The 23,793-nt window shown below is 35.8% G+C and carries 20 protein-coding genes; 11 read left to right on the top strand and 9 right to left on the bottom strand.

Annotation, left to right across the window (positions count from 1 at the left end; translation table 11 throughout):
* Nucleotides 1-10: 10 nt before the first annotated feature.
* On the bottom strand, nucleotides 11-1,447 hold the full coding sequence (locus PXD56_RS04895; RefSeq protein ID WP_276492202.1) for a T9SS type B sorting domain-containing protein: 1,437 nt from the start codon (nucleotides 1,445-1,447) through the stop codon (nucleotides 11-13).
* 125 nt (nucleotides 1,448-1,572) lie between these two features.
* Nucleotides 1,573-3,375: a T9SS type B sorting domain-containing protein gene (locus PXD56_RS04890; protein WP_276492201.1), complete on the bottom strand. Its 1,803-nt coding sequence runs from the start codon at nucleotides 3,373-3,375 to the stop codon at nucleotides 1,573-1,575.
* A 133-nt stretch (nucleotides 3,376-3,508) separates the two neighbouring features.
* Here PXD56_RS04890 and folE point away from each other — a divergent pair, with 133 nt between their 5' ends.
* On the top strand, nucleotides 3,509-4,189 hold the full coding sequence (gene folE / locus PXD56_RS04885) for a GTP cyclohydrolase I FolE (RefSeq protein WP_276492200.1): 681 nt from the start codon (nucleotides 3,509-3,511) through the stop codon (nucleotides 4,187-4,189).
* 14 nt (nucleotides 4,190-4,203) lie between these two features.
* Nucleotides 4,204-5,682 carry a cysteine--tRNA ligase gene (cysS, locus tag PXD56_RS04880; RefSeq protein WP_276492199.1) on the top strand — a complete coding sequence of 493 codons (1,479 nt, stop codon included), beginning with the start codon at nucleotides 4,204-4,206 and terminating at the stop codon, nucleotides 5,680-5,682.
* Here the strand turns inward: cysS and PXD56_RS04875 are convergent.
* Nucleotides 5,679-6,602 (bottom strand): AraC family transcriptional regulator, encoded by a 924-nt coding sequence (locus tag PXD56_RS04875; protein WP_276492198.1) that lies wholly within the window; start codon nucleotides 6,600-6,602, stop codon nucleotides 5,679-5,681. The genes cysS and PXD56_RS04875 overlap by 4 nt on opposite strands.
* A 195-nt stretch (nucleotides 6,603-6,797) precedes the next feature.
* On the opposite strand from PXD56_RS04875, the gene exaC reads away from it, so the two are divergent.
* The 7 genes from exaC to PXD56_RS04840 all read left to right on the top strand — a co-directional run bounded on the left by exaC (nucleotide 6,798) and on the right by PXD56_RS04840 (nucleotide 12,557).
* Nucleotides 6,798-8,321, top strand: coding sequence for an acetaldehyde dehydrogenase ExaC (gene exaC, locus PXD56_RS04870; RefSeq protein ID WP_276492197.1), 1,524 nt, complete (start codon nucleotides 6,798-6,800; stop codon nucleotides 8,319-8,321).
* Nucleotides 8,322-8,333: 12 nt separating this feature from the next.
* A complete protein-coding gene (locus PXD56_RS04865; protein WP_276492196.1) occupies nucleotides 8,334-8,708 on the top strand; it encodes a DUF779 domain-containing protein in 375 nt (124 codons plus the stop codon).
* Nucleotides 8,709-8,825: 117 nt separating this feature from the next.
* Nucleotides 8,826-9,047 (top strand): membrane protein insertion efficiency factor YidD, encoded by a 222-nt coding sequence (gene yidD, locus PXD56_RS04860; protein ID WP_276492195.1) that lies wholly within the window; start codon nucleotides 8,826-8,828, stop codon nucleotides 9,045-9,047.
* 271 nt (nucleotides 9,048-9,318) lie between these two features.
* Complete coding sequence (lgt, locus tag PXD56_RS04855; RefSeq protein WP_276492194.1) at nucleotides 9,319-10,281, top strand: prolipoprotein diacylglyceryl transferase; 963 nt, start codon at nucleotides 9,319-9,321, stop codon at nucleotides 10,279-10,281.
* 2 nt (nucleotides 10,282-10,283) lie between these two features.
* Nucleotides 10,284-10,775: a DUF192 domain-containing protein gene (locus PXD56_RS04850; RefSeq protein WP_276492193.1), complete on the top strand. Its 492-nt coding sequence runs from the start codon at nucleotides 10,284-10,286 to the stop codon at nucleotides 10,773-10,775.
* A gap of 33 nt (nucleotides 10,776-10,808) precedes the next feature.
* Nucleotides 10,809-11,330, top strand: a complete 522-nt coding sequence (locus PXD56_RS04845; RefSeq protein ID WP_276492192.1) for a GNAT family N-acetyltransferase — start codon at nucleotides 10,809-10,811, stop codon at nucleotides 11,328-11,330.
* On the top strand, nucleotides 11,331-12,557 hold the full coding sequence (locus PXD56_RS04840) for an ATP-binding cassette domain-containing protein (protein WP_276492191.1): 1,227 nt from the start codon (nucleotides 11,331-11,333) through the stop codon (nucleotides 12,555-12,557). It begins immediately after the preceding gene.
* A 71-nt stretch (nucleotides 12,558-12,628) separates the two neighbouring features.
* Here the strand turns inward: PXD56_RS04840 and secDF are convergent, their stop codons facing one another.
* The 3 genes from secDF to PXD56_RS04825 all read right to left on the bottom strand — a co-directional run bounded on the left by secDF (nucleotide 12,629) and on the right by PXD56_RS04825 (nucleotide 17,412).
* A complete protein-coding gene (gene secDF / locus PXD56_RS04835) occupies nucleotides 12,629-15,613 on the bottom strand; it encodes a protein translocase subunit SecDF (RefSeq protein WP_276492190.1) in 2,985 nt (994 codons plus the stop codon).
* 116 nt (nucleotides 15,614-15,729) lie between these two features.
* Nucleotides 15,730-16,347 carry a hypothetical protein gene (locus PXD56_RS04830; protein WP_276492189.1) on the bottom strand — a complete coding sequence of 206 codons (618 nt, stop codon included), beginning with the start codon at nucleotides 16,345-16,347 and terminating at the stop codon, nucleotides 15,730-15,732.
* 138 nt (nucleotides 16,348-16,485) lie between these two features.
* Nucleotides 16,486-17,412 (bottom strand): malate dehydrogenase, encoded by a 927-nt coding sequence (locus PXD56_RS04825; RefSeq protein ID WP_276492188.1) that lies wholly within the window; start codon nucleotides 17,410-17,412, stop codon nucleotides 16,486-16,488.
* A 293-nt stretch (nucleotides 17,413-17,705) separates the two neighbouring features.
* Between PXD56_RS04825 and PXD56_RS04820 the strand changes: the two genes are divergently transcribed.
* On the top strand, nucleotides 17,706-18,083 hold the full coding sequence (locus PXD56_RS04820) for a hypothetical protein (protein ID WP_276492187.1): 378 nt from the start codon (nucleotides 17,706-17,708) through the stop codon (nucleotides 18,081-18,083).
* A gap of 182 nt (nucleotides 18,084-18,265) precedes the next feature.
* Here the strand turns inward: PXD56_RS04820 and PXD56_RS04815 are convergent, their stop codons facing one another.
* Together PXD56_RS04815 and gyrB are read right to left on the bottom strand one after the other, a co-directional pair.
* Nucleotides 18,266-19,282, bottom strand: coding sequence for a DUF6588 family protein (locus PXD56_RS04815; protein WP_276492186.1), 1,017 nt, complete (start codon nucleotides 19,280-19,282; stop codon nucleotides 18,266-18,268).
* A 71-nt stretch (nucleotides 19,283-19,353) separates the two neighbouring features.
* The gene (gyrB, locus tag PXD56_RS04810) at nucleotides 19,354-21,294 is read right to left on the bottom strand and encodes a DNA topoisomerase (ATP-hydrolyzing) subunit B (RefSeq protein ID WP_276492185.1); all 1,941 of its coding nucleotides are present in this window, start codon (nucleotides 21,292-21,294) and stop codon (nucleotides 19,354-19,356) included.
* 395 nt (nucleotides 21,295-21,689) lie between these two features.
* Between gyrB and PXD56_RS04805 the strand changes: the two genes are divergently transcribed.
* Nucleotides 21,690-21,875 carry a CsbD family protein gene (locus PXD56_RS04805; RefSeq protein ID WP_276492184.1) on the top strand — a complete coding sequence of 62 codons (186 nt, stop codon included), beginning with the start codon at nucleotides 21,690-21,692 and terminating at the stop codon, nucleotides 21,873-21,875.
* Nucleotides 21,876-21,962: 87 nt separating this feature from the next.
* Here PXD56_RS04805 and asnB read toward each other — a convergent pair whose 3' ends face one another.
* Nucleotides 21,963-23,636, bottom strand: coding sequence for an asparagine synthase B (asnB, locus tag PXD56_RS04800; RefSeq protein WP_276492183.1), 1,674 nt, complete (start codon nucleotides 23,634-23,636; stop codon nucleotides 21,963-21,965).
* Nucleotides 23,637-23,793: the final 157 nt, after the last annotated feature.

Raw genomic sequence — 23,793 nt, 5'->3', positions numbered from 1 at the left:
TTTTTTTTGTTTATCTCTTTAATGAAAAATGTGTCTTTCTAGTTTTCGCTACTAACAGGTCATCTTCCATTTCTCCATATTCAAACCTGAACCAATAATCTGTAGATGGCATTTGTTGTCCATTAAAATTACCGTCCCACGCATCGGTAGGTCCTAATTGTTTTAACAACTTACCATATCTATCAAATATAAATACTACAGGGTTGCTTAAAGTCTCTATACCTAAAATGTTCCATGTATCATTAGCATTATCGCCATTGGGAGTGAAAAATTTAGGATACCCAACTACTAAAAATTCGATTGGATCGGTAATTCCACATCCGTTCTTATCATTGATAATTACCGTATTCACACCTGGAGGTACATTCATAAAAATAGGATTATCTTGAAATACTCCGTCGTTAATAGCATATTCATAATCCCCATCTCCATCAACAAAAAATTCAATATTGTTTTGATCTGGGTCTATTGAAAGGTTACTATCCAATGTTTCTACCCGGTCTAAAACAGGAGTACCAAAAAATGTAATTAAAACGCCGCTTTCATCAGCCACTATTGGCGGTGTACCCGTAATAGTTGTTATAGAAGCAAAATAACGTCCTGTATTTGGACTAGAAACTACCAACTCTGCACCAAAATCACCAGTACCGGTAAGCGTATCATCTACCACACCATCATCTTCGTAATCTACTGTCCACTCTACACTAGCAATATCTGCCCCAGCAGGTGAATTCAAAGCACTTATAGTTATTGGGTCATCGCCCTCACAAGCAATAATATCCAAGCCTAAAAACTCGTCTCTTAACGTACAATCTAATGCAGTATCTTGATCATCATTCACTGAACTACCTGTAAAGGTCAACATAAATGGTTCTGGATCACCTGTAAAATTATCTGCAAAATTATTTATCAATATGTAATAAATCTCTCCTGGTACAACATCTAAGTACTCGTCATATGTATTTTGACTACCCGTTAAAGATGCACGCCCCTCTTCTCCACTTTCCGGGTTTACTCCTAGTCCGGTAAAATTAGTATCATTCACTTCATAATTACAACGAATTGGTTGCGCCGTACCATTACTAATATCGGCACAATCAACATCTGGTCCGTAAACGGCAAAATCCCATTCTCCTGTTGGCGTAGAACCAGATGACGGCAGGGCTTCAATATCAAAACCGACCTGACCACCTGTACCGGCCCTAAAAACAAACCATGAAGTATTGAATTCAATATTTGCAGAAGAAAGACTACCTTTTTCAAGACACCCTGTTTGCAAAATAACATCTGGATCAAAGTCATCAACATCTCCGGTTCCTCCGGCAAGCCCCATAATAGGCTGATCGGCACATACAGGAATAGCCGTTCTACAATCGGCAGAATTTTGTGCAGTTACATTCCAATAGAAAAGAAATAAATAACATATAGAACAAAGAAGTGTTCTCATAAAAGTGTAACTAAGTTAGTATACGTGATGTATATTATAACTACACATGACAAGCTTTAGTATCTTTAATCGAAGATTCTGGTATTTAATCGATAAAATACACTCTTCAAGCCTAAAAATCAGGGCTAACGCTTTAAAGTAAAATGATTATTGATGAAAGAAGCACTCGTATTTTCTCCAAGGGTATTGGTATAGGTAAGCTTGAACCAATAGTCAGACTCTGGCAATAAAGTTCCATTAAAAGAACCGTTCCAGCCCGATGAATTTTCTACAATTTGATGCAGCAACTTACCATATCTATCATAAATAGTTATCACAGGATTATCTAAAGCCGATAATCCGTCTACTTTCCAGGTATCATTTACATTATCACCATTGGGTGTAAAGAATTTAGGAAAACCTACAACTACAATATCTCTAGAATCAGCACCACAACCGTTAACATCGCGCACCGTAATGGTATGCTCACCAGGAAATAAATTATTAAACACTCCGCTATTTTGAGGTATTTCATTATCTACTTGAAACTCAAAATCGCCATTTTCCTCTAAGAAAACATTGACCACATTAGAAGCATCATCTTCATACGCTATAGTAACATCTGAAATTACAGGCGGACTAGAAAAAACAACCGTAACAGAACGTACGGTAATACACTGTATCAACCCCTCTCTGTTCGTTACAGATAATGTATAAACACCAGGCTCAGCAACGGTAATTAATGAAGATGTTTGACCCGAACTCCATTCATACGTAAAATCGTTATCTGGTATGCGTTGCCCAATAGTTACAATTGGTTCGTCTCCACATATAAATACCTCAGTTTCAAAATCTAAAACGGGTAATTCAATTCCGTTAACATCAAAAGTTTCGGAAGCATCAAAACACATAGAATTTTCTATAGATGTTGTTCTAACATATATGGTTTGCAAAACCTGTGTTGGTATAAATTCTTTTGAAAGCGCGTTGGCACCATCAAAAGCATCTTCAAAACTTTCATGATAGGATACCCTAAAATCCAACGGACTCTGAGCACCTAAAGCCTCAGCATCTTTCACATTAAAATCAATTGCCGTACCATCTAAACATGCCGTTTCATCTTCTAAAGAAAAGGTTTCTGGCGAATGTGCATAAGCTACTTGGGTTTCGCTTGTTAAAGGATTACCTGAGTTACGTACTATAATAACACGATACATACCAGAAACTGCAATAGAGAGTTCTGGGTCACTTTCACCAGGTATCTGTTGGTAACCTGCCCCAGCATCTAATTCCCATTGATAAGTCATAGCATCTGCAGTAGTAGCGTCCAAAACCACAGTTTGGTCATCACATGCAATAACCGGGGGACCTAATAAATTATCTATAATATCACAATCTAAAGCACTATATGGAAACTCAACAAATATGCTACCTGAAAACTGAATAGAGAATCCTGAGTTATTGTTACTAAAATTATTGATCATCAAGAGATATTCTTCTCCTGGCTCAACAGCTAACCAATCATCATATTGTATATTATCTATACCTGTAGGGTCCTCTCCTACCCCTATATAACTACTATCATCAGAATTATCGAAATAATTACATTTAACCGGCTCACCTAAGGAAGAGCAATCATTTGTTTTATACAAGGCAAAATCCCAATCCTCATTAGAATCAAAACCTATGTTAAAACCAAGTTGACCTATTTCACCAATTTTAAATTTGTACCAAGCAGAATTAGATTCAATAGTGCCACTACCTTGCGTAATACAACCAGAAATAGAAGCTCCGTTAAAATCATCGATCCCGTACCCATCGGTACCCCCGTTTACGGGTGTATTATAGCAAATAGGCACAGCATTTGCGCAGTCAGCCGCTACTTGCGCAAAACAAGTGAACATGCCAAAAAAGCAAATTAATAAAATAGATATACCGTACTTGATCATAGGGGACTTCTGATTTGGAAAATAAAATTAACTAGACCTTAACGTTATGACTAATTAATGTTGTGTAATGCCCGCAATTAGTTATAAAGTGGCACATATTGTATATCTTTGCAGCTTCTAAAAGATTGATAAAATGAAAATTGAGGATACACTGGAAAATCAATTTGATGAATTAGGAAACGATCATATTTCTACATCAGAAGATACTCCATTACGTTCAGACGCCTTTGATCTAGATGATGCCGAAAAGATTGAACGTATTCGCGACAATGTTCGCGATATCATGCATACATTAGGTTTAGATTTAACCGATGATAGCTTAAAAGGAACCCCTAACAGAGTTGCAAAAATGTATGTAAACGAAATATTTGGTGGCTTAAACCCTACCAAAAAACCTAAAGCTTCTACTTTTGATAATAAGTATAAGTACGGGGAGATGTTGGTTGAAAAGAATATTACCCTTTATTCAACTTGCGAGCATCATTTTCTACCTATTGTTGGTCGTGCACATGTTGCCTATATTTCTAACGGCACTGTTGTAGGTCTCTCTAAAATGAACCGTATTGTCGATTATTATGCAAAACGCCCTCAAGTTCAAGAGCGTTTAAACATTCAAATTGTAAGAGAATTACAAAAAGCTTTAGGAACAGAAGATGTTGCCTGTGTTATAGACGCAAAACATCTTTGTGTAAATTCTAGAGGAATTCGCGATATTGACAGTAGTACCGTAACCGCAGAATATGGTGGTAAATTCAAAGAAGAATTAGTACGTCGCGAGTTTTTGAACTACCTTAATTTAGATACCCATTTTTAATAGCATATAGCTTCATGCAATTGTACGAAAGTCAAGAAATCAAAGTATATAATTCTCTAAGCGGGAAAAAAGAAGTTTTCAAACCCATAAACGAGGGCCATATAGGCATGTACGTTTGTGGACCAACCGTGTACAGTAATGTACACTTAGGAAACTGTAGAACCTTCATGTCTTTTGATATGATTTTCAGATACTTTAGACATTTAGGCTATAAAGTACGATACGTGCGTAACATTACTGATGCCGGTCATTTGGTAGATGACGCGGAAGATGGTGAAGATAAAATTGCAAAAAAAGCACGATTAGAAAAATTGGAGCCTATGGAAGTTGTACAGCGCTATACTGTAGATTTCCATAATATTTTAGAGAAATTCAATTTCTTACCACCAAGTATTGAGCCAACGGCAACTGGTCATATCATAGAACAGATTGAAATTATTAAGGATATTCTTGAAAAAGGATTTGCTTACGAAACCAATGGTTCAGTCTATTTTGATGTTGCAAAGTTCAATCAAGAACATGAGTACGGTAAACTTAGTGGTCGTAAGCTTGAAGACATGATTGCCAATACCCGTGATCTTGCCGCGCAAGACGACAAGCACAACCCGCAAGATTTTGCTTTATGGAAAAAAGCAGAACCTCAACATATAATGCGTTGGCCATCTCCATGGGGTGACGGATTCCCAGGGTGGCATTTAGAATGTACCGCCATGAGCACAAAATACCTAGGTGAAACTTTTGATATTCACGGTGGCGGAATGGACTTAAAATTTCCACACCATGAATGTGAAATTGCCCAAGCGGAAGCTTGCAATGGTCAAAGTCCGGTAAACTATTGGCTACATGCCAATATGCTGACCTTGAACGGTAGAAAAATGGCAAAATCTACAGGAAATAGCATTTTACCAGGAGAAATATTCTCTGGTGAAAATGAGATTTTAAGTAAGCCTTTCTCACCTTCTATGGTACGTTTCTTTATGATGCAGGCACATTACACCAGCATTTTAGATATGAGCAATGATGCCTTATTGGCATCTGAAAAAGGATTCAATAAATTGATGGAAGCTATCAATTCACTTAAATCTTTGAGCACCGGCAAGACTACAGATTTTGATGTTGCGGCTTGGAAAGCATCTTGTTATGCTGCCATGAACGATGATTTTAATTCGCCCATTTTAATTGCGAAATTGTTTGATGCCGTTAAACATATTAATCTTATTAAAGAAGGCACTGAATCTATTACTGCAGAAGACAAACTAGAATTAGAAAACACATTACATGGTTTCGTTTTTGACGTTTTAGGTTTAGAAAACAAAAGTAGTTCTGATGCCGATACCGAAAAGTTAGGTGGAGTTGTTGAATTATTGATCGAGTTACGCAAAGCAGCAAGAGAGAATAGAGATTTTGCTACATCTGACCAAATTCGTGATCAATTGGCAGCGCTAGGCATTCAATTAAAAGACGGTAAAGAAGGCACTACATATAGCCTTTAATCTAAAAATTTAGATTTGTGAATTTTAGACTGGTATTCACCAGGTGCTAGATGCTGCCTAGTTTTAAAAACTCTATTAAAATAAGATCTACTCTCAAATCCGCAGTCTAGATAGACATCTTTAATGCTACGTTTAGGATCTTGTAATAAACCTACGGCTAGCTTAATACGCTCGTTATTTATAAACTCTACAGGAGAAATACCCAACTCTTGCTTAAAGGTCCTATAAAAATGTGAAGGACTCATACAAGCCAACCTACTAAGGTCATCTACACTTAATGACTTGTGTACATTATCTCTTATGTACCTTATAACCTCTGTAAGTCTACTTTCTTTTTTAATGGATAAAGTGGCGTTGCTATATATTTTACGCTCATTGGTCTGCAAGATTCTAATTATAAGCTCACGAAGCATATTATCCACAAATATGTCTTTAGACGGATGATCTTCAGAAAACAGAAACAAGAGACGCTGAATAATTTGAAATATGCCCCTGTCATTTACAAAATGAAAATTATAGTCCATTAACCCCCATACTTCTTTGGTGCTTTTGGGCATATTCTCATTCATGAACTGCAATACCTTATTAATTTTATCTTCAGAAATAGCCATTGCCAAACATCTAGTTGGGTTTTTCGCCATTGCTTCGGGAAAATCAATACACATACCTTCATTCGCTGGTAAGACCAAAGACTCACCAGGCAAAAAATCAAAAGATTCATAATCGCGCAGGTGCATAATTTTCTTTCCCTGTATCATACTAGCCAAAACAGGTTGCTCAAATTGCAATAAAACACTCGCAGCTTGCTCGTGTGTTTCAAAAACATGCATGGCGGCATTGTTCATAGTATAAGAGGTTTGGTTTTCGACCAAGGTTTCTAAACGCCTTCCATTAAAGAAATTATCGGATAACTGAATCACACTAATTTTGATTTAATTTTAAGGAATTTACAAAATTATATACTTAAAAAAATCATAAAATCATTTTTTGATAGAATAGTTCACGTTATTCGTAGTATCCGTCAGATGAATTGAATATATGAGAAGTACATTTAGAAGATCGTATTGGCGCTACCAACACGACAAGACTTCTATTATTAACTTAAATCATATATTATGAGCACAACAGCAACTGTAGAAAAAGATGTACTTCAAAAACCTAAATTTAAAAACCAATATGAAAACTTTATTGGTGGTAAATGGGTTGCTCCAACTAAAGGTGAATATTTTGACAACATCTCACCAGTAGACGGAAAGTCATTTACAAAAATACCGAGATCAACAGCAGAAGATATTGACAAAGCAATTGATGCGGCATGGGTTGCTGCTAAAACATGGAATGCTTCTTCAGCAACCGAAAGAAGCAATATGCTTTTAAAAATTGCCGATAAAATAGAACAAAACTTAGAAGTCCTTGCTAGGGCAGAAACATGGGACAATGGTAAAGCCATTCGTGAAACTATGGCTGCAGATTTACCATTGGCAGTTGACCATTTTAGATATTTTGCCGGAGTCATTAGAGCTGAAGAAGGTTCTGTAAGTGAATTAGATTCTAATACGGTGGCATTAAATGTCACGGAACCACTAGGTGTCGTCGGTCAAATTATACCATGGAATTTTCCATTATTAATGGCTACATGGAAATTAGCTCCGGCTTTGGCAGCAGGTAATTGTGTAGTTTTAAAACCTGCGGAACAAACACCGGTTGCAATTTTAATTTTGATGGAAATCATTGAAGGTATTTTACCTGATGGTGTATTAAATATTGTAAACGGATTTGGTGCAGAAGCAGGTAAACCTTTAGCTTCTAGCCCTAGAATAGACAAAATAGCCTTTACCGGAGAAACAACTACAGGGCAATTAATTATGCAATATGCATCTAAGAATATTACTCCTGTAACCTTAGAATTGGGCGGTAAATCACCAAACGTATTCTTTGAGAGTATTATGGATGCAGATGATGAATTTTTTGACAAATGTTTAGAAGGTGCCAATATGTTCGCATTAAACCAAGGTGAGGTTTGTACATGCCCTTCTAGAATGTTGGTACAAGAAAGTATTTATGACAAATTTATAGAACGTGTTATTGAACGTACCAAAGCTATAAAAATGGGGCATCCTTTAGACCCTAGCACTATGATGGGTGCACAAGCATCGAACGATCAGTTCGAGAAAATTCTTAGCTATATAGAAATAGGCAAAGAAGAAGGCTGTGAGGTCCTTACCGGCGGTTCACAAGCATATAATGAAGGTTTAGAAGGAGGTTATTATGTAGAACCGACTATCTTAAAAGGAAATAACAAAATGCGTGTTTTCCAAGAAGAGATTTTTGGACCCGTACTTTGTGTTACCACTTTTAAAGATGAAGCAGAAGCTATAGAAATTGCAAATGACACTCTTTATGGTCTAGGCGCAGGTGTTTGGACACGTGATACCCACCAAGCCTATCAAATTTCTAGAGCCATAAAGGCAGGTAGAGTTTGGGTTAACTGTTATCACTTATACCCTGCACATGCTCCATTTGGCGGATACAAAAAGTCTGGTATTGGTAGAGAAAACCATAAAATGATGTTGGCACATTACCGTCAAACCAAAAACATGCTTATCTCTTATGATAAGAAGAAAATGGGATTCTTTTAAAAACGATTTATCATGAAAACAAAAAGAGTATTAGTAACCGAAAAAGCGGCTAAAATCATTGCACAACTTAAAGAAAAACATGGCGAGCTCATGTTTCACCAAAGTGGTGGCTGTTGTGATGGTTCATCTCCCATGTGTTTTGAAAAGGGTGATTTAATGCTCGATGATAACGATGTTTGGCTAGGCACCATAGAAGGTTGTGATTTTCATATGTCTAGAGATCAGTTTGAATATTGGAAACACACCCAACTTACGGTTGATGTAATCCCAGGCATTGGCTCAAGTTTTTCTTTGGAAATACCGTTAGGACTTCGATTTTTAATTAAATCTAGATTATACTCTGAAGAAGAGGCTGAACATCTAGAACCCATAAGAATAGGCGCCTAAACAGAAACCATTTCATTTTCAGAAGTCCGGATGCAACTCATCCGGACTTCTTATTTTATGCAGTTAGTAGTTTTATAGTAAATTTGTATACCTCAATTATTTATTGTGAAAATCACGTTGAAAAAAATTCTTATCGCTCCCTTCGTATTTCTAGTACGTTTTTATCAAGTAGCCATTTCGCCATATACGCCGGCTACCTGTAGATACTCCCCTACTTGCTCCCAGTATACACTTGAAGCTCTAAAAAAACACGGTTTGTTTAAAGGAGGGTGGATAGCAACAAAAAGAATTTTTAGTTGCAACCCATGGGGCGGCAAAGGTTACGACCCTGTTCCCTAATTAATTTTCAAATACAAATTCAAGCACAAGCACAAACACAAATACAAAACTCAAGTTCAAGCTCGAAAAAAAGGCTAGTTAAAATTAAACATCAGTTGCTCACAAACTTTGATTTAGTCAAATAATTAAGTTTTCTCTTTATTAGTACCTCTTCTATGTTCTATTATCTCTTTTCTATATACTTTTTTTAACCAAAAGCAAAACCGATTTCCACATTCTAAAGGCTAGGTAGATTTCTATTTTATTATCTTAGCCTTTCAAAATTCAACACATGCATTTCTTAGGAATTACTTGGAATCCGAACGAGACACTTTTCAACATCGGATTCATACAAATTAAGTACTATAATCTTCTTTGGATCACCGCCTTTGCTTTAGGTTGGTTTATCATGAAAAAGATATTCCTTAATGAGAAAAAATCTGTAGAGCAATTAGATTCGCTATTTATCTACACTGTTCTAAGCACTATGTTAGGCGCAAGATTAGGACATGTATTCTTTTATGACTGGGCATATTATTCAAATCACCTTATAGAAATTTTAATTCCGGTTCGCGAAAGTGATTCAGGCAGTTTATTATTTGGCTTAATTGATGGCTATGAATTCACAGGTTTTGCAGGTTTAGCAAGCCACGGTGCAACCATAGGTATTATTATTGGCATATACTTATACACTAGAAAATATCCAGAATTTAAAATGCTTTGGATATTTGACAGAATGGCTATACCTGTGGCAATTGGTTGTTTCTGCGTTCGTTTAGGTAATTTTTTTAATTCTGAAATTAACGGAAAAATAGTAGATGAAAACTTCATATTCGCTACCAAATTCATTCGCGATTCAGACGACCTACATCCATCGAAAGCTTTGGGCATTACACAAGAAAAAACATTGAATGCCGCTTATGCAGCCATAGAAAACAACCCACAATTTTCACAATATTTAGCTGAGATACCATACCGCCATCCAGCACAATTGTATGAAGGTATAGGGTATTTGTTTATATTCATTCTCTTGTATTTCTTATACTGGAAAACCGATAAAAAGAATAAGCCAGGTTATTTATTCGGGTTGTTCTTTGTGTTACTGTGGACGGTTCGTTTCTTCGCTGAATTCGTAAAGAAAAGCCAAGGTGGTTTTGAGGAATCTTTAGGACTACTGTCTACTGGTCAATGGTTGAGTATTCCTTTTATACTAATAGGATTATACTTCATGTTCAAAAAAACTAAAACTGCGTAATATTGAAGACGATATATAAAAGTTTGGTTATTTTAATGGCTGCAGCATTGCTACTTTTCTCCTGTAAAGAAGAGTCTAAAAAAACCATTACCACACAAAGTATAGATTTCACTCATGAGGGAGATGTAACTATCTTTTTAAATGCGAGTGATACCGTAAAAACTAAATTCAATATTGAGTTTGCAGAAACGGATTATGAAACCCAAACCGGACTTATGTACCGTAAGAGCATGGAAGATAATCAGGGCATGTTATTTATTTTTCCTGATCAAAGAATGCATTCTTTCTACATGAAGAATACAGAGTTTCCTTTAGAAATTATTTACATAAAAGAGGATTTAAAAATTGCCAGTTTTCAAGAAAATGCACAACCTCTTAACGAGACTGGTCTATCATCACAAGTTCCTATCAAATATGTTCTTGAAATCAACGGAGGATTGGCACAAGAACTAGGATTATCTATTGGTGACAGTATTAGCTTCAGCAGAAAATAGAGTACTTGTCCTTTAATATTTTATAATATCACAATGCCAGTATACGTTCTATTTAACGAAGAATCTGAACGCTTGCTTTTTAAAAAAGTACAGCCCTCAGATTTTGAAAACTGGCTTCCTTTCCATGAAGAACCTTTAAGTACCCAATATTGGTCTGGATTACCAACCAATCCTATAGTGGCATGCCAACAACAATTTGACAGAATATTTGAGCGCTATAATGACAACTTAGGTGGAATGAACGCTTTATACCTAAAAGACACCAATACGCTTGTAGGTCTTTGTGGAATACTTATACAAGAAGTAGATGGCAAAAAGGAATTTGAAATAGGCTATTCCATTCTTCCAAAATATTGGCGACAAGGCTTTGCATTTGAAGCTGCTGAAAAGTGTAAACAAATAGCGTTTCAAAAAGGATGGACCAAAAGTTTAATTTCAATTATACAAGTTGATAACATTCCCTCACAAAAAACAGCTTTAAAGAATGGTATGTTTTTAGATTTTACAACAACCTACCACAACAACGAAGTTCATATTTTTAGAATAAACGTATAAATGAATCATTGGGTAATATATTTAGACAACAACTCTGACAAGAAAGGCTTCATTAATAATTTTCAACATGGTAGAACACCTTTAGCCCTAGAAGAGTTCAAAATTAAAAACGGACGAATATTTTCTGCATTTACCTTAGATAAACTAATAGACGAGGAAGATAGGCATGACAAGAAAATCATCAGCTCTAAGCACCAAAAATTAGAAACTATGTCTAGTGGGGAGCAAAAAAGAGCGCTTCTTCATTATTTATTACAGGAAAAACCAGATTATATAATTCTAGACAATCCTTTTGACAATCTGGATATTGCTTTTCAAACAGAGCTAAAATCAATACTACAAAAACATTCAAAAGACATTACATTTATTCAACTAGCCAGCAGAAAAGAAGACACCCTTTCTTTTATCAATAACTTTAGCAGTATTAAAAAAGATAAGTTTTCAGTAATTGAAGATTCAGTAATTAATGAAAGTGAAATTACAGAAGCGTTCAACTCTATAAAAATACCCGCATCCATAACATCTTTTACCAACCTCGATGATACATTAATCGATTTTGAAAATGTAAATATCTCATATGGCGAAAAGCAAATATTGAATAATATTAATTGGACAGTAAAAAAGGGTGATTTTTGGCAACTTTCAGGAGCGAACGGTAGTGGAAAATCTACTATGCTATCTATGATATTTGGAGACAACCCAAAAGCTTACGGTCAAGAAATTTATTTGTTCGGAAATAAAAAAGGGAGCGGAGAAAGTGTTTGGGACATTAAAAAGAAAATAGGCTATTACGCACCTGCAATGACATTAAAATTTAAAGGCAGGCACACTATAGAACATATGCTCATTTCTGGCTTAACGGACTCCGTAGGGCTTTATACCCTGCCAACTGAGTTGCAGAAAAGAATTATTAAACAATGGCTAACTCTTTTAAATTTAAAAGAGTTAAAAAATAAATATTTCAATACTTTATCTATTGGTCAACAACGATTGGTAATGACGGCGCGTGCCATGGTTAAAAGACCACCAATTTTAATCTTAGATGAACCCACGGCAGATATGGATGACGAGTCCGCAGGGCTATTGGTTGCTTTGGCCAATAAATTTGCCAATGAAACAGATACCGCAATTATTTTCGTTTCGCACAGAAAAGAAAAAGGTCTAAAGCCGAAACAGACTTTAGAACTTATACCCAATGTAAATGGTTCTTCTGGCATTATAAAATAGCACGAAACTTTATAAAACAAAAAAGCCGTTCATTTCTGAACGGCTTTTTCTATTTGAGTTAGTTGTACTATCTATTCTTCTATTACTTTTTCTACTGTTCCAGAAGTAACTTTCTTGCTTAATGCATCGAACATTACAGGAGTTGCAATAAATACAGATGAATATGTACCCACAACAACACCAACAATCATTGCGAACATGAATCCTCTTAACGATTCACCACCGAAAATGAAGATTGCCAATAATACCACTAATGTTGTTAATGATGTATTCAATGTTCTACTTAACGTACTATTGATAGCATAGTTAATGTTAGAACCACCTTTCCAGCCACGTTCAGCCAAAGTTTCACGAATACGGTCAAATACTACCACGGTATCATTCAGCGAATAACCAATTACGGTTAGTATCGCCGCAATAAACGCTTGATCGATTTCCATGTTAAATGGCATTAATTTTCCGAATATTGAGAATACACCAAGTACGATCAATACATCATGGAATACTGCAGTTACAGCACCTAATGAGAATTGCCATCTTCTAAATCTTAATAAGATATATAAAAAGACTACTGCCAATGACCCTAGAATTGCCAAGAAAGCATTGTTTTTAATATCATCAGCAATAGTAGGACCTACCTTTGAAGATTTCATAATCCCAAAAGTCTCATCATCTATACCTCCAAGTACAAAAGCATCTTTAGTTATACCATCTGGCAGATACTTTTGAAGCGAGGTGTATAATTTATCTTGAATTTCATTATCTACTTCGATACCTTCAACATCTACCTTATAAGGCGTTGTAATCCTTATTTGATTAGATTCACCATAAGTCTTTACATTAGTTCCGCTACCAAATACAGTATTTAATTCCGAAGATATTTCAGAAGGATTAACAGGTTGCTCAAAACGAACCGTGTAAGAACGACCACCGACAAAATCTACACCCTGTTGTAATCCAGGTCCTGCTAACAATGAGAATAAACCAACTGCTATTAAAATTCCAGATATTACATAAGCAATTTTTCTCTTCGCTAAGAAATCTACATTTATTCCTTTGAAAAGGTTTTTAGTGATTCCTGTAGAGAAATCTAAGCTTCTTCCTTTTCCTCCAATATACCAGTCAATTAATAAACGAGTAATAAATATTGCAGTAAATAAAGAAGTTACAATACCAATAAGTAAAGTAGTTGCGAAACCTTTAATTGGACCAGAACCAAAAATAAATAAGATAACCGCAGTTAAACCAGTTGTAATGTTCGCATCTAAAATTGAAGACAATGCATTACCAAAACCATCAGCTACAGCTTGGCTCTTACCTTTACCTTTCGCTAATTCTTCCTTGATACGTTCAAAAATCAGTACGTTCGCATCGACCGACATACCAAGCGTTAAAACGATACCGGCAATACCAGGTAATGTTAACACGGCATTTAAACTAGTTAAAACACCGAATATCAATAAAATGTTCAACATTAAAGCGATATCTGCAAATACACCAGCCTTACCGTAATAACCGATCATCCATAAAAGAACGATAACAAAAGCGATTAAGAAAGACATAAAACCACTATCAATAGCTTCTTGACCCAATGAAGGACCAACAATTTCCGATTGAATGATTTCAGCAGAAGCAGGAAGTTTACCAGCTCTAAGAACGTTAGAGATATCTTTAGTTTCGTTTACCGTAAAATCACCCGTAATTTCTGAACGACCACCAGATATAGGTCCAGAAGAAACACCAGGAGCAGTATATACTTTGTTATCCAAAACAATAGCAATACCAGTCTGGTTCGTATAAGCATCACCAGTTAATTTCTCCCATTCCTTAGCACCTTTTGTATTCATGGTCATAGAAACAGCAGGCTTACTGAACTGATCGAAATCTGCTCTTGCATCACTTACCACATCACCACTAATTCTTGGTGTACCATCACGGTTAGATTTCAGTGCGTATAAATCTATAACTTCAGTTTCTTCTGTAGATGGTCTTTCCCATACAAATTTTGTAAACTGAATATCAGCAGGTAACAACCTTCTGATTTCTGGCATTCTTAAGTAGGAACCAATAGTTGCCGTATCTTTAATTGAAGCACGGAACATTGCGTTTGACCCTGGATTAGCAGGGATCAACAACTCGTATAAAGGATTTACCTGTGTCGCTAAATCTAAAGAATCAGCAGAAACGTCAGATAATAAAGAATCTAATTCAGATTCTTCTTTGATTTGTTCTGGTTGTTTAACCTCAACAATTGTTTTTAATTTCTCGTTCGCTTGAATAAGGAATGTGCTAAAGCTTGTATTACTTTGCTTATACGTTTCCCAGAATTCTAATTGAGCAGTACTTGATAAAAGATCTTGTGCACGAGCGATATCTCTAGCACCTGGCAATTCAACCAAAATACGACCAGAGTTACCTTCTCTTTGAATGTTTGGCTGTGTAACACCAAAACCATCAATACGTTCTCTTAATACCTCAAAAGCAGAAACGATAGATTCATCTATTTTTCTACGGATGATAGGCTTAACCTCATCATCAGACATTTGAAAATTGATTTCGTCGCTAAGACCTTTGTTAGCGAAGATATCTGGTGAAGCCAATTTAGTATCACCTTTAATATTATCGAAAGCTTCAAAAAACAAATCGATATAGGTATCATCACTATTACTAGAAGCAGCATCTGCGTCAGCTAATGCTTTATTGAATATTGGGCTCTTTGTATTATTAGCCAATCCTTTAAGGATATCTTTAATAGAAATTTGTAATGTAACGTTAATACCTCCTTTAAGGTCAAGACCTTTATTAAGTTCTTTCTTTTTAGCTTCATTATAGTTGGTATAACCAAAAACAGGGTTATTACCAATAGAATCAAGATAGCTAGCAGCTGCAGCTTCTCTTTTTGCCACGTAGCCGTCTTCAGATTCAGAAATACGACTGGCAGCGAAAGTGCTCGCTTCTTTTTCTACTTTACTTGTTACGAAAGTATAGGATAGCTGGTAAATACTAACTAACCCAAATAATAAAGCAAACAGCTTTATAAGTCCTTTGTTTTGCATTTTAATAGTTTATTTAATTTATGTTGATTAAGATTATGTGTATGTTAAAAACCAAGGCAAATAACTTTTACGCAATAGTTATTACGCTACTTAGTAGTACTATATGTTATCGGAAATTAGCTATTTCCACATATGTAAGGTCCTGCCCTTACTTCTGGGATTATTTGTGAAGTGTTATCTATTGCTATGGCAACAGTTCTATTAATCTTAAGAGCCGTACCAACAATTGCGTCTTGCTCTAATTCTACAGCATTACTAAACGGTAATATTACCAGATTGAATACTATTTTAAAATCTTGTTTCTGGACTGTAACAAGTGTAGCATTCAAAGTAACCCCATTATCAGCTTGCTGTTGAAGATCGGATACTACTAAGTTATAAGTCTCTGGAAGTTGTTCTTTTGGATAATCAGAAGGGGATTCTTCTTCATTGGTTAATGGTAGTTGATCCTCTCCGGACAAAAACTCCTTAACACTAAGGGCATCAACATCACTATAATAACGTATACTTAATTGAGCACCGTCATTTTCTATAATTTCAACACCTTCAACACCTAGAACTTCTAATTTCTTGGTAATTACTGTTAAAATCTCATCATGAGCAGTTTCTGAAGCTAATTCTACATTTGCAAATTGTAATACAATTTGCTGATTAGAAGCTTTAGTTTGCTCTTGACTTAGCCCTAATAGAGCTAGAATAATAAATAGAGTACTTACGCACCATTTTGCATTCATGCGGCAAATATAAAAAGAAAGATTATTCTAGGTAGTATATTTTTTACATTATATACTTCCAAAGCTTACCTCATAATACAAACAAAGCCCTTATAGTTAGACTATAAAGGCTTTGTTTTATGCTTAAGAGTAGATAGACTACAACTCTAAAAGACCGTTAGTTTTGGTTACACCAGCAGCACTTTCCTGCATTTTTGCTTTTTCAGCATCACTTAATGGAATGTCAACAATCTTTTCAATTCCATTTTTCCCTAGTATTACAGGTACACCTATACAGATATCATTTAGGCCATATTCACCTTCTAGCATTGTAGAACAAGGGAACATTTTCTTTTGATCACATGCAATAGCTTGAACCAAAGCAGAAACTGCAGCACCTGGAGCATACCAAGCACTAGTACCTAACAATCCTGTTAAAGTAGCACCACCAACCTTAGTATCAGCAGCAACTTGCTCTAACCTTTCATCAGATAAAAATTCAGATACACGAATACTGTTTCTAGTTGCATGAGAAGTTAAAGGCACCATACCTTTATCACTATGACCACCTATTACCATTCCGTCAATATCAGAAATAGGAGCTTCCATAGCCTCAGCCAAACGGTACTTGAAACGTGCACTATCTAAAGCACCGCCCATACCTATAATTCTATTTTTAGGTAAACCAGTAGTTTTGTGCACCAAATATGTCATTGTATCCATTGGGTTACTAACAACGATAATGATAACATTAGGAGAATGCTCTAACAAACTACTAGATACAGTTTTTACGATTCCTGCATTAATACCGATCAATTCTTCTCTGGTCATACCTGGTTTTCTTGGAATACCAGAAGTAATTACAGCAATATGACTATCTGCTGTTTTAGCATAATCATTTGTACTACCTGTAATTTTAGTATCGAATCCGTTCAAAGAAGCTGTCTGCATTAAATCCATTGCTTTACCTTCCGCATAGCCTTCTTTAATGTCCAAAATAACCACTTCTGATGCAAAATCTTTAATGGCGATGTATTCCGCACAACTAGCACCTACCGCGCCAGCACCAACTACTGTAACTTTCATTTAATTGTATTTTATGATTTATTATATATAAGACAGAACGTCTATCTTATGTCTATTTAATTTTCACTCCAAAAATAGGTATTTATTGACGAAATATGCCATTGCCGTATTGATTTAATTACCCATAAAACAGTACAAAAACATCGATAAATGGTACATTTTGTTAAAAAAAATTGCGCTTTAACGAAGAAATCGTGAATTAGTTACCATACATCGATTTTAAGTAATATCTGAAAATTAGTCACGTTTATTACTGTGGATCCCAAATCCAAAAAAATTAAATTAACCTACTTATGACTAAGAAGTTCCTCTCTTTGTTGGCAATATGTGCCATAGTGTTTCTTGCAAACTGTTCTCGAATAGAAGAGAACAATGATCCAATCATAGGATTATGGTCGCAATCTGAACTGATTGTAACAGAGAATTCCTCAAAACAAACAATTCGTAAAGAATGGATTTTTAATGATGTCTACCTAGGTAGGTATCAAGAAATGGACGGTACTACAATTGTCTTAAAAACAGATTTCAACTGGTCCAAACAAGACGACATTTATACTGTAGAGTATAAGGGTCTTGATGGCAAACCCAACAATGTAATCACCATTAAAGCAACTGATGAAGGTTCTTACCTTCAAAAGAAAGATGGTGCTACATTGGCAATAAGGGAATAAACAATTTTAACAGGGCCATGGGAAAAAGGCTGTTCGGAGGGATCTGGGCAGTCTTTTTTATACCCATAATTGTTCCTAAACAGCTTTTAAGAAGTATTACCTACGCTTATTTAAAGCACAAAAAAGGTCCGACGGAATTAGAGATAATTCTTATCGGACCTTTTTAAATTATAAATTCTTATTTATCTAAAACCAAAGTTAACACCTACCGTTGCCGTATTAAATTCTCCTAAATTATATTCAGCATTCAATCTAAAGAAACCTAATTTTAGTTTGGTACCTAAAGTACCGGTTACACCATTAACTTTCTTAACAATAGAAAAAGGATCTTCATAAGTATCTGAAGCAAAAGGACCACTTGTAACCCTATATGTTCCCAATACATCAGTAACAGATTTACCGGTGATATAATTTACACCACCATAAAAATTAATGATCGGTAGTTTTGTGGATACTACAGCACCAAAAGCCCAACTACTAATTTCAGCTTCTATTCGCTGATTCTCCCCATCTACTAAATTAGCATTGGCCAAGTCATAGTCTCCACTAATATTTGTATACCCAATAACGGCAGAAATAGCCACGGGTAAAATCTTATCCGCAGGTAATAGTTTTGTGAAATCATGCTGAAGACCAACACCGAACAATCCAATAGACGCATCTTCATATTCTATTTTAGGTAGAAATCTTGCCTTTATTTCCGTTCCCTTTATTAATCCTACACTACCTTGTAAATATCCTGAAGGAATAAAATCGATATCTTCTCCTGATAATCCTGACGGTAATTCAAAAGTTTCTCTTACAGTTACACCTAACACTTCGCCTTCAACAAATACTTCTGTACCAGAAATATCTCCTAATGCCGTTGAAACTTCTCTAGCAACACCAGGGTTGTCTACAAAATCTAAATTTTGATAATCATTAGGATCTAAGATAAAGGTCTTTTTATCCTCTTTATTCTTAAAACCTGTAATGTTACCTATGATCGAAATTTCAAATCCGCCTAAGGGTTTTGCATCAGCGGTATTGTACCAACCTGTTGACATGCTGTATACCACACTTTCTGATAGCGGAGACATATAATCTGTAGTAAACCGTTCCGCATCTTCGACACCGGCCGAAAGCACATTATTGAAATCTGCTTGAGCAGAAGCCGTTAAGCATGTTCCAACAAATATGCATGTAAGTAGATTTTTCATATTTATAATTTTACTTAAAACTAAAAAACCTACGCTGTAGGCGCAGGTTTTTGTTGTGTAAATGGTATTTTCTATGTGTCAATGTTTGCATAAACAGCATTTTTCTCAATAAATTCTCTTCTTGGCGGCACTTCGTCACCCATAAGCATTGAGAAAACACGATCTGTTTCTGTCGCATTATCTATTTGTATTTGACGTAATGTTCTAAACTCAGGGTTCATGGTCGTATCCCACAATTGCTCTGCGTTCATTTCACCAAGACCTTTGTAACGTTGAATACTAACACCACCGCTATAACTATTGGCAATATCATCACGCTCCTTATCACTCCAAGCATATTGTTTTTTCTGACCTTTCTTCACTAAATATAAAGGCGGTGTAGCAATATAAATATGACCTTGCTCTACCAACTCTCTCATGTAACGGAAGAAGAAGGTTAAAATTAAAGTTTCAATATGGCTACCATCGACATCGGCATCACACATGATGACTACCTTATGATATCTTAATTTTTCAAGGTTCAATGCCTTACTGTCTTCTTCAGTACCAATGGTTACCCCCAAAGCAGTATACATATTCTTGATTTCTTCGTTTTCAAAAACTTTATGCTGCATAGCTTTCTCAACGTTCAAAATCTTACCTCTTAATGGTAGAATCGCCTGAAAGTTACGATCACGACCCATTTTTGCAGTACCACCCGCCGAATCTCCCTCGACAAGGAATATCTCACATTTTTCAGGATCTTGCTCAGAACAATCTGATAGTTTACCAGGCAAACCACCACCGCTCATAACATTCTTACGCTGAACCATTTCACGAGCTTTAGAAGCCGCATGTCTAGCCTGTGCTGCAAGAATTACTTTCTGAACAATTGTTTTAGCATCATCTGGGTGCTCTTCTAGGTAATCCGTCAACATCTCAGACACTGCCTGACTTACTGCTGCAGAAACTTCTCTGTTACCCAATTTTGTTTTTGTCTGACCTTCAAACTGAGGCTCAGAAACCTTAACCGATACAATTGCCGTAAGACCTTCACGGAAATCATCTCCTTGAATTTCAAACTTTAATTTATCTAACATACCAGAGGCATCCGCATATTTCTTAAGAGTAGAAGTTAAACCTCTTCTAAATCCTGATAAATGCGTACCACCTTCGTGGGTATTAATATTGTTTACGTAAGAATGAAGATTCTCTGTGTAACTAGTGTTATATATCATAGCTACTTCTACAGGAATATTATTCTTCTCCCCTTCCATAGAAATAACATCTTGAATCAAAGACTCACGGTTACCATCTAAAAACTTAACAAACTCTTTAAGACCATCGTTAGAAAAGAATGTCTCACCAACATACTCCCCTTTTTCATCTTTCTGGCGCTTATCCGTAATACTGATAGTTACCCCTTTGTTCAAGAAAGAAAGCTCACGCATTCTATTCGCCAAAGTTTCGTAGCTGTATTCTATAGTTTGCGTAAATATGGTATCATCTGGGTGAAAGGTTACCTCTGTACCTCTCTCCGTAGTTTCCCCTATTCTCTTTACAGGATATAAAGCCTTACCTCTAGAGTACTCTTGTTGCCAAACAACACCATCTCTATAAACCGTTGCAGATAAATGATCAGATAATGCGTTTACACAAGAAACACCAACACCGTGCAGACCCCCAGAAACTTTATAAGAATCTTTATCGAACTTACCACCGGCACCAATTTTGGTCATTACAACTTGTAATGCCGAAACGCCTTCTTTTTTGTGAAGGTCAACAGGTATACCCCTACCGTTATCTCTTGTTGTTATAGAATTATCTTCGTTTATGATTACGCTAATAGTGTCGCAATGACCTCCCATAGCCTCATCAATAGAGTTATCTACTACTTCATATACTAAATGGTGCAAACCACGGACCCCAACATCACCTATATACATGGATGGACGCATACGTACGTGCTCCATTCCCTCTAAGGCCTGAATACTATCTGCCGAATAATTTTTCTTATTTGCTTCTTCGCTCATAAAATTAAGGTTGTTTTACTTCAAATTTTGCAATCTTACAAATATACGCAATACCCCATGAAATATAGCCTTTCTAGCTATTGACCAAAAGCAAGTTATCAACAATAATTGTGGAAAATTAGCCCCTAACCCTTAAATAACGACATATTTAAGAATTCACCCCTAAATTGAAGTGTTGAAGCCGAATTGTTCATCAAATACAACCTAAATAACACATAGCAGATAATTGTAATTCCATCAAAATCTGCATTATCCTTTACACAATGTTAACATTTCATGGCTGAAATTGACGGGATAAAACTGATTGTTTGTTCTATCGCCGTTCCTAGCAAAATATTAAGATTTACTTTAGATATGGATGCTAATTTAGAGGTATAATCTTAAAATAATCTATTATGAACGAAGAACAATTTAAAGGAAAGTGGAATATAGCTAAAGGAAAACTGAAACAACAATACGGTGATCTTACCGATGACGACTTAACGTACGCAGAAGGTAAATCTGATGAGCTATTAGGACGAATTCAAGAGAAGACCGGAGAGTCTAAAGAAAAATTAAAAGAAATGATCAATAGCATTTAAAAGCTTAAATCATATTCCATATAAAAAGTAACCCCGTCTACAGAAGTAGACGGGGTTTTACAATAGATATAATGACTAATTCAAACCCTATTGCTTAACATATGCTTCGTCATGTACGTTAGCTATTGCTCTACCAGAAGGGTCATTCATATTTTTAAACGCTTCATCCCACTCTAAAGCTGTTGCCGTACTACAAGCTACACTTGCTTCTTGCGGCACACTTAATGCTGCAGCATCGCTAGGGAAATGTCCTTCGAAAATAGTTCTATAGTAATATTCTTCTTTGTTCAATGGCGTGTTGATAGGAAAACGGAATGCCGCATTTTCAATTTGCTCATCTGTTATTTCTTTCTCCACCAATTCTTTTAAAGTATCGATCCAACTGTAACCAACACCATCACTGAATTGTTCTTTTTGTCTCCAAGCTACGCTTCCAGGTATCATATCTTCAAACGCCTTACGAACTACCCATTTCTCCATACGCTCACCATTGATCATCTTATCTTGAGGGTTAATACGCATGGCAACATCCATAAACTCTTTATCCAAGAATGGCACACGACCTTCAATTCCCCAAGCAGCCAAACTCTTATTAGCCCTTAAACAATCGTACATATGAAGTTTATCTAATTTACGAACGGTCTCTTCATGAAACTCTTGAGCATTTGGAGCTTTATGAAAGTATAGATAACCTCCAAAAATCTCATCTGCACCTTCGCCAGATAATACCATTTTTATACCCATTGACTTAATTACACGTGCCATTAAGTACATTGGCGTAGAAGAACGAATGGTAGTAATATCATACGTTTCTATGTTGTAGATAACATCTTTTATAGCATCTAACCCTTCTTGAATTGTAAATTTAATCTCGTGGTGCACGGTACCAATATGATCTGCAACCTTTTTTGCAGCAGCTAAATCTGGTGAACCTTCTAAACCAACAGAGAAAGAGTGTAATTGTGGGTACCAAGCATCTGTTGTATCCCCACTTTCAATTCGCTTTTGTGCATATTTTTTTGCCACTGCAGAAGTAACAGATGAATCTAGACCACCAGACAATAACACACCATAAGGTACATCAGACATTAATTGTCTATGAACTGCAGCTTCTAGAGCTTCTTTTACTTCTTGAATACTAGTTTCATTTTCCTTAACGGCATCATACTCCATCCAATCTCTAGTATACCATCTTTTTAACTCTCCGTCAGCGCTGTGTAGATAATGCCCTGGAGGAAATAATTCTATCTTGGTGCATGTACCTTCAAGCGCTTTCAATTCTGAAGCAACATAGAACGTACCGTTTTTATCCCAACCCATATATAAAGGAATAATTCCCATATGGTCACGAGCTACAAAGTATTCATCTTTATCGGCATCATAAATCGTGAAACCAAAAATACCGTTCAATTCATCTAAAAAGTCAACACCCTTTTCTTGATACAATGCCAAAATAACCTCGCAATCAGATTCTGTTTGAAAGTCATAAGTACCTTCAAATTGCTTACGTAATTCTCTATGATTATATATTTCTCCATTGGCAGCCAAAATCAATTTACCATTAGGACTCAATAATGGTTGTTTTCCAGAAGCTGGATCTACAATAGCCAAACGCTCATGCGCTAAGATGGCTTTATCATCTGCATAGATACCACTCCAATCTGGACCTCTATGTCTTATTTTCTTCGACATTTCTAAAAGTTGAGGTCTAAGTAACTCCGTACTTTCCTTAACATCAAATGCACATACTATTCCACACATAATCTAATTATTATATCATTTCGAATACAAATATCTATTTATTGTTTCAATTAACAAACACATAATACAATTATGATTACATATTGCAACTATAAATTGATTTATTAATTCATTTTGACATGTATTTCATATTTATAAGGTTTAAAACATGATGGAA

The organism is Maribacter zhoushanensis (assembly GCF_029350975.1).
Classification (GTDB): domain Bacteria; phylum Bacteroidota; class Bacteroidia; order Flavobacteriales; family Flavobacteriaceae; genus Maribacter; species Maribacter zhoushanensis.
Note: the sequence above shows the minus strand (reverse complement) of the source record. Positions and strands in the feature narration are given on the sequence as shown.

Coding starts and splice junctions, on each gene's coding strand:
- PXD56_RS04895 (WP_276492202.1), bottom strand. CDS start 1,447: ATGAGAACACTTCTTTGTTCTATATGTTATTTATTTCTTTTCTATTGG.
- PXD56_RS04890 (WP_276492201.1), bottom strand. CDS start 3,375: ATGATCAAGTACGGTATATCTATTTTATTAATTTGCTTTTTTGGCATG.
- folE (WP_276492200.1), top strand. CDS start 3,509: ATGAAAATTGAGGATACACTGGAAAATCAATTTGATGAATTAGGAAAC.
- cysS (WP_276492199.1), top strand. CDS start 4,204: ATGCAATTGTACGAAAGTCAAGAAATCAAAGTATATAATTCTCTAAGC.
- exaC (WP_276492197.1), top strand. CDS start 6,798: ATGAGCACAACAGCAACTGTAGAAAAAGATGTACTTCAAAAACCTAAA.
- PXD56_RS04865 (WP_276492196.1), top strand. CDS start 8,334: ATGAAAACAAAAAGAGTATTAGTAACCGAAAAAGCGGCTAAAATCATT.
- lgt (WP_276492194.1), top strand. CDS start 9,319: ATGCATTTCTTAGGAATTACTTGGAATCCGAACGAGACACTTTTCAAC.
- PXD56_RS04845 (WP_276492192.1), top strand. CDS start 10,809: ATGCCAGTATACGTTCTATTTAACGAAGAATCTGAACGCTTGCTTTTT.
- PXD56_RS04840 (WP_276492191.1), top strand. CDS start 11,331: ATGAATCATTGGGTAATATATTTAGACAACAACTCTGACAAGAAAGGC.
- secDF (WP_276492190.1), bottom strand. CDS start 15,613: ATGCAAAACAAAGGACTTATAAAGCTGTTTGCTTTATTATTTGGGTTA.
- PXD56_RS04830 (WP_276492189.1), bottom strand. CDS start 16,347: ATGAATGCAAAATGGTGCGTAAGTACTCTATTTATTATTCTAGCTCTA.
- PXD56_RS04825 (WP_276492188.1), bottom strand. CDS start 17,412: ATGAAAGTTACAGTAGTTGGTGCTGGCGCGGTAGGTGCTAGTTGTGCG.
- PXD56_RS04820 (WP_276492187.1), top strand. CDS start 17,706: ATGACTAAGAAGTTCCTCTCTTTGTTGGCAATATGTGCCATAGTGTTT.
- PXD56_RS04815 (WP_276492186.1), bottom strand. CDS start 19,282: ATGAAAAATCTACTTACATGCATATTTGTTGGAACATGCTTAACGGCT.
- gyrB (WP_276492185.1), bottom strand. CDS start 21,294: ATGAGCGAAGAAGCAAATAAGAAAAATTATTCGGCAGATAGTATTCAG.
- PXD56_RS04805 (WP_276492184.1), top strand. CDS start 21,690: ATGAACGAAGAACAATTTAAAGGAAAGTGGAATATAGCTAAAGGAAAA.
- asnB (WP_276492183.1), bottom strand. CDS start 23,636: ATGTGTGGAATAGTATGTGCATTTGATGTTAAGGAAAGTACGGAGTTA.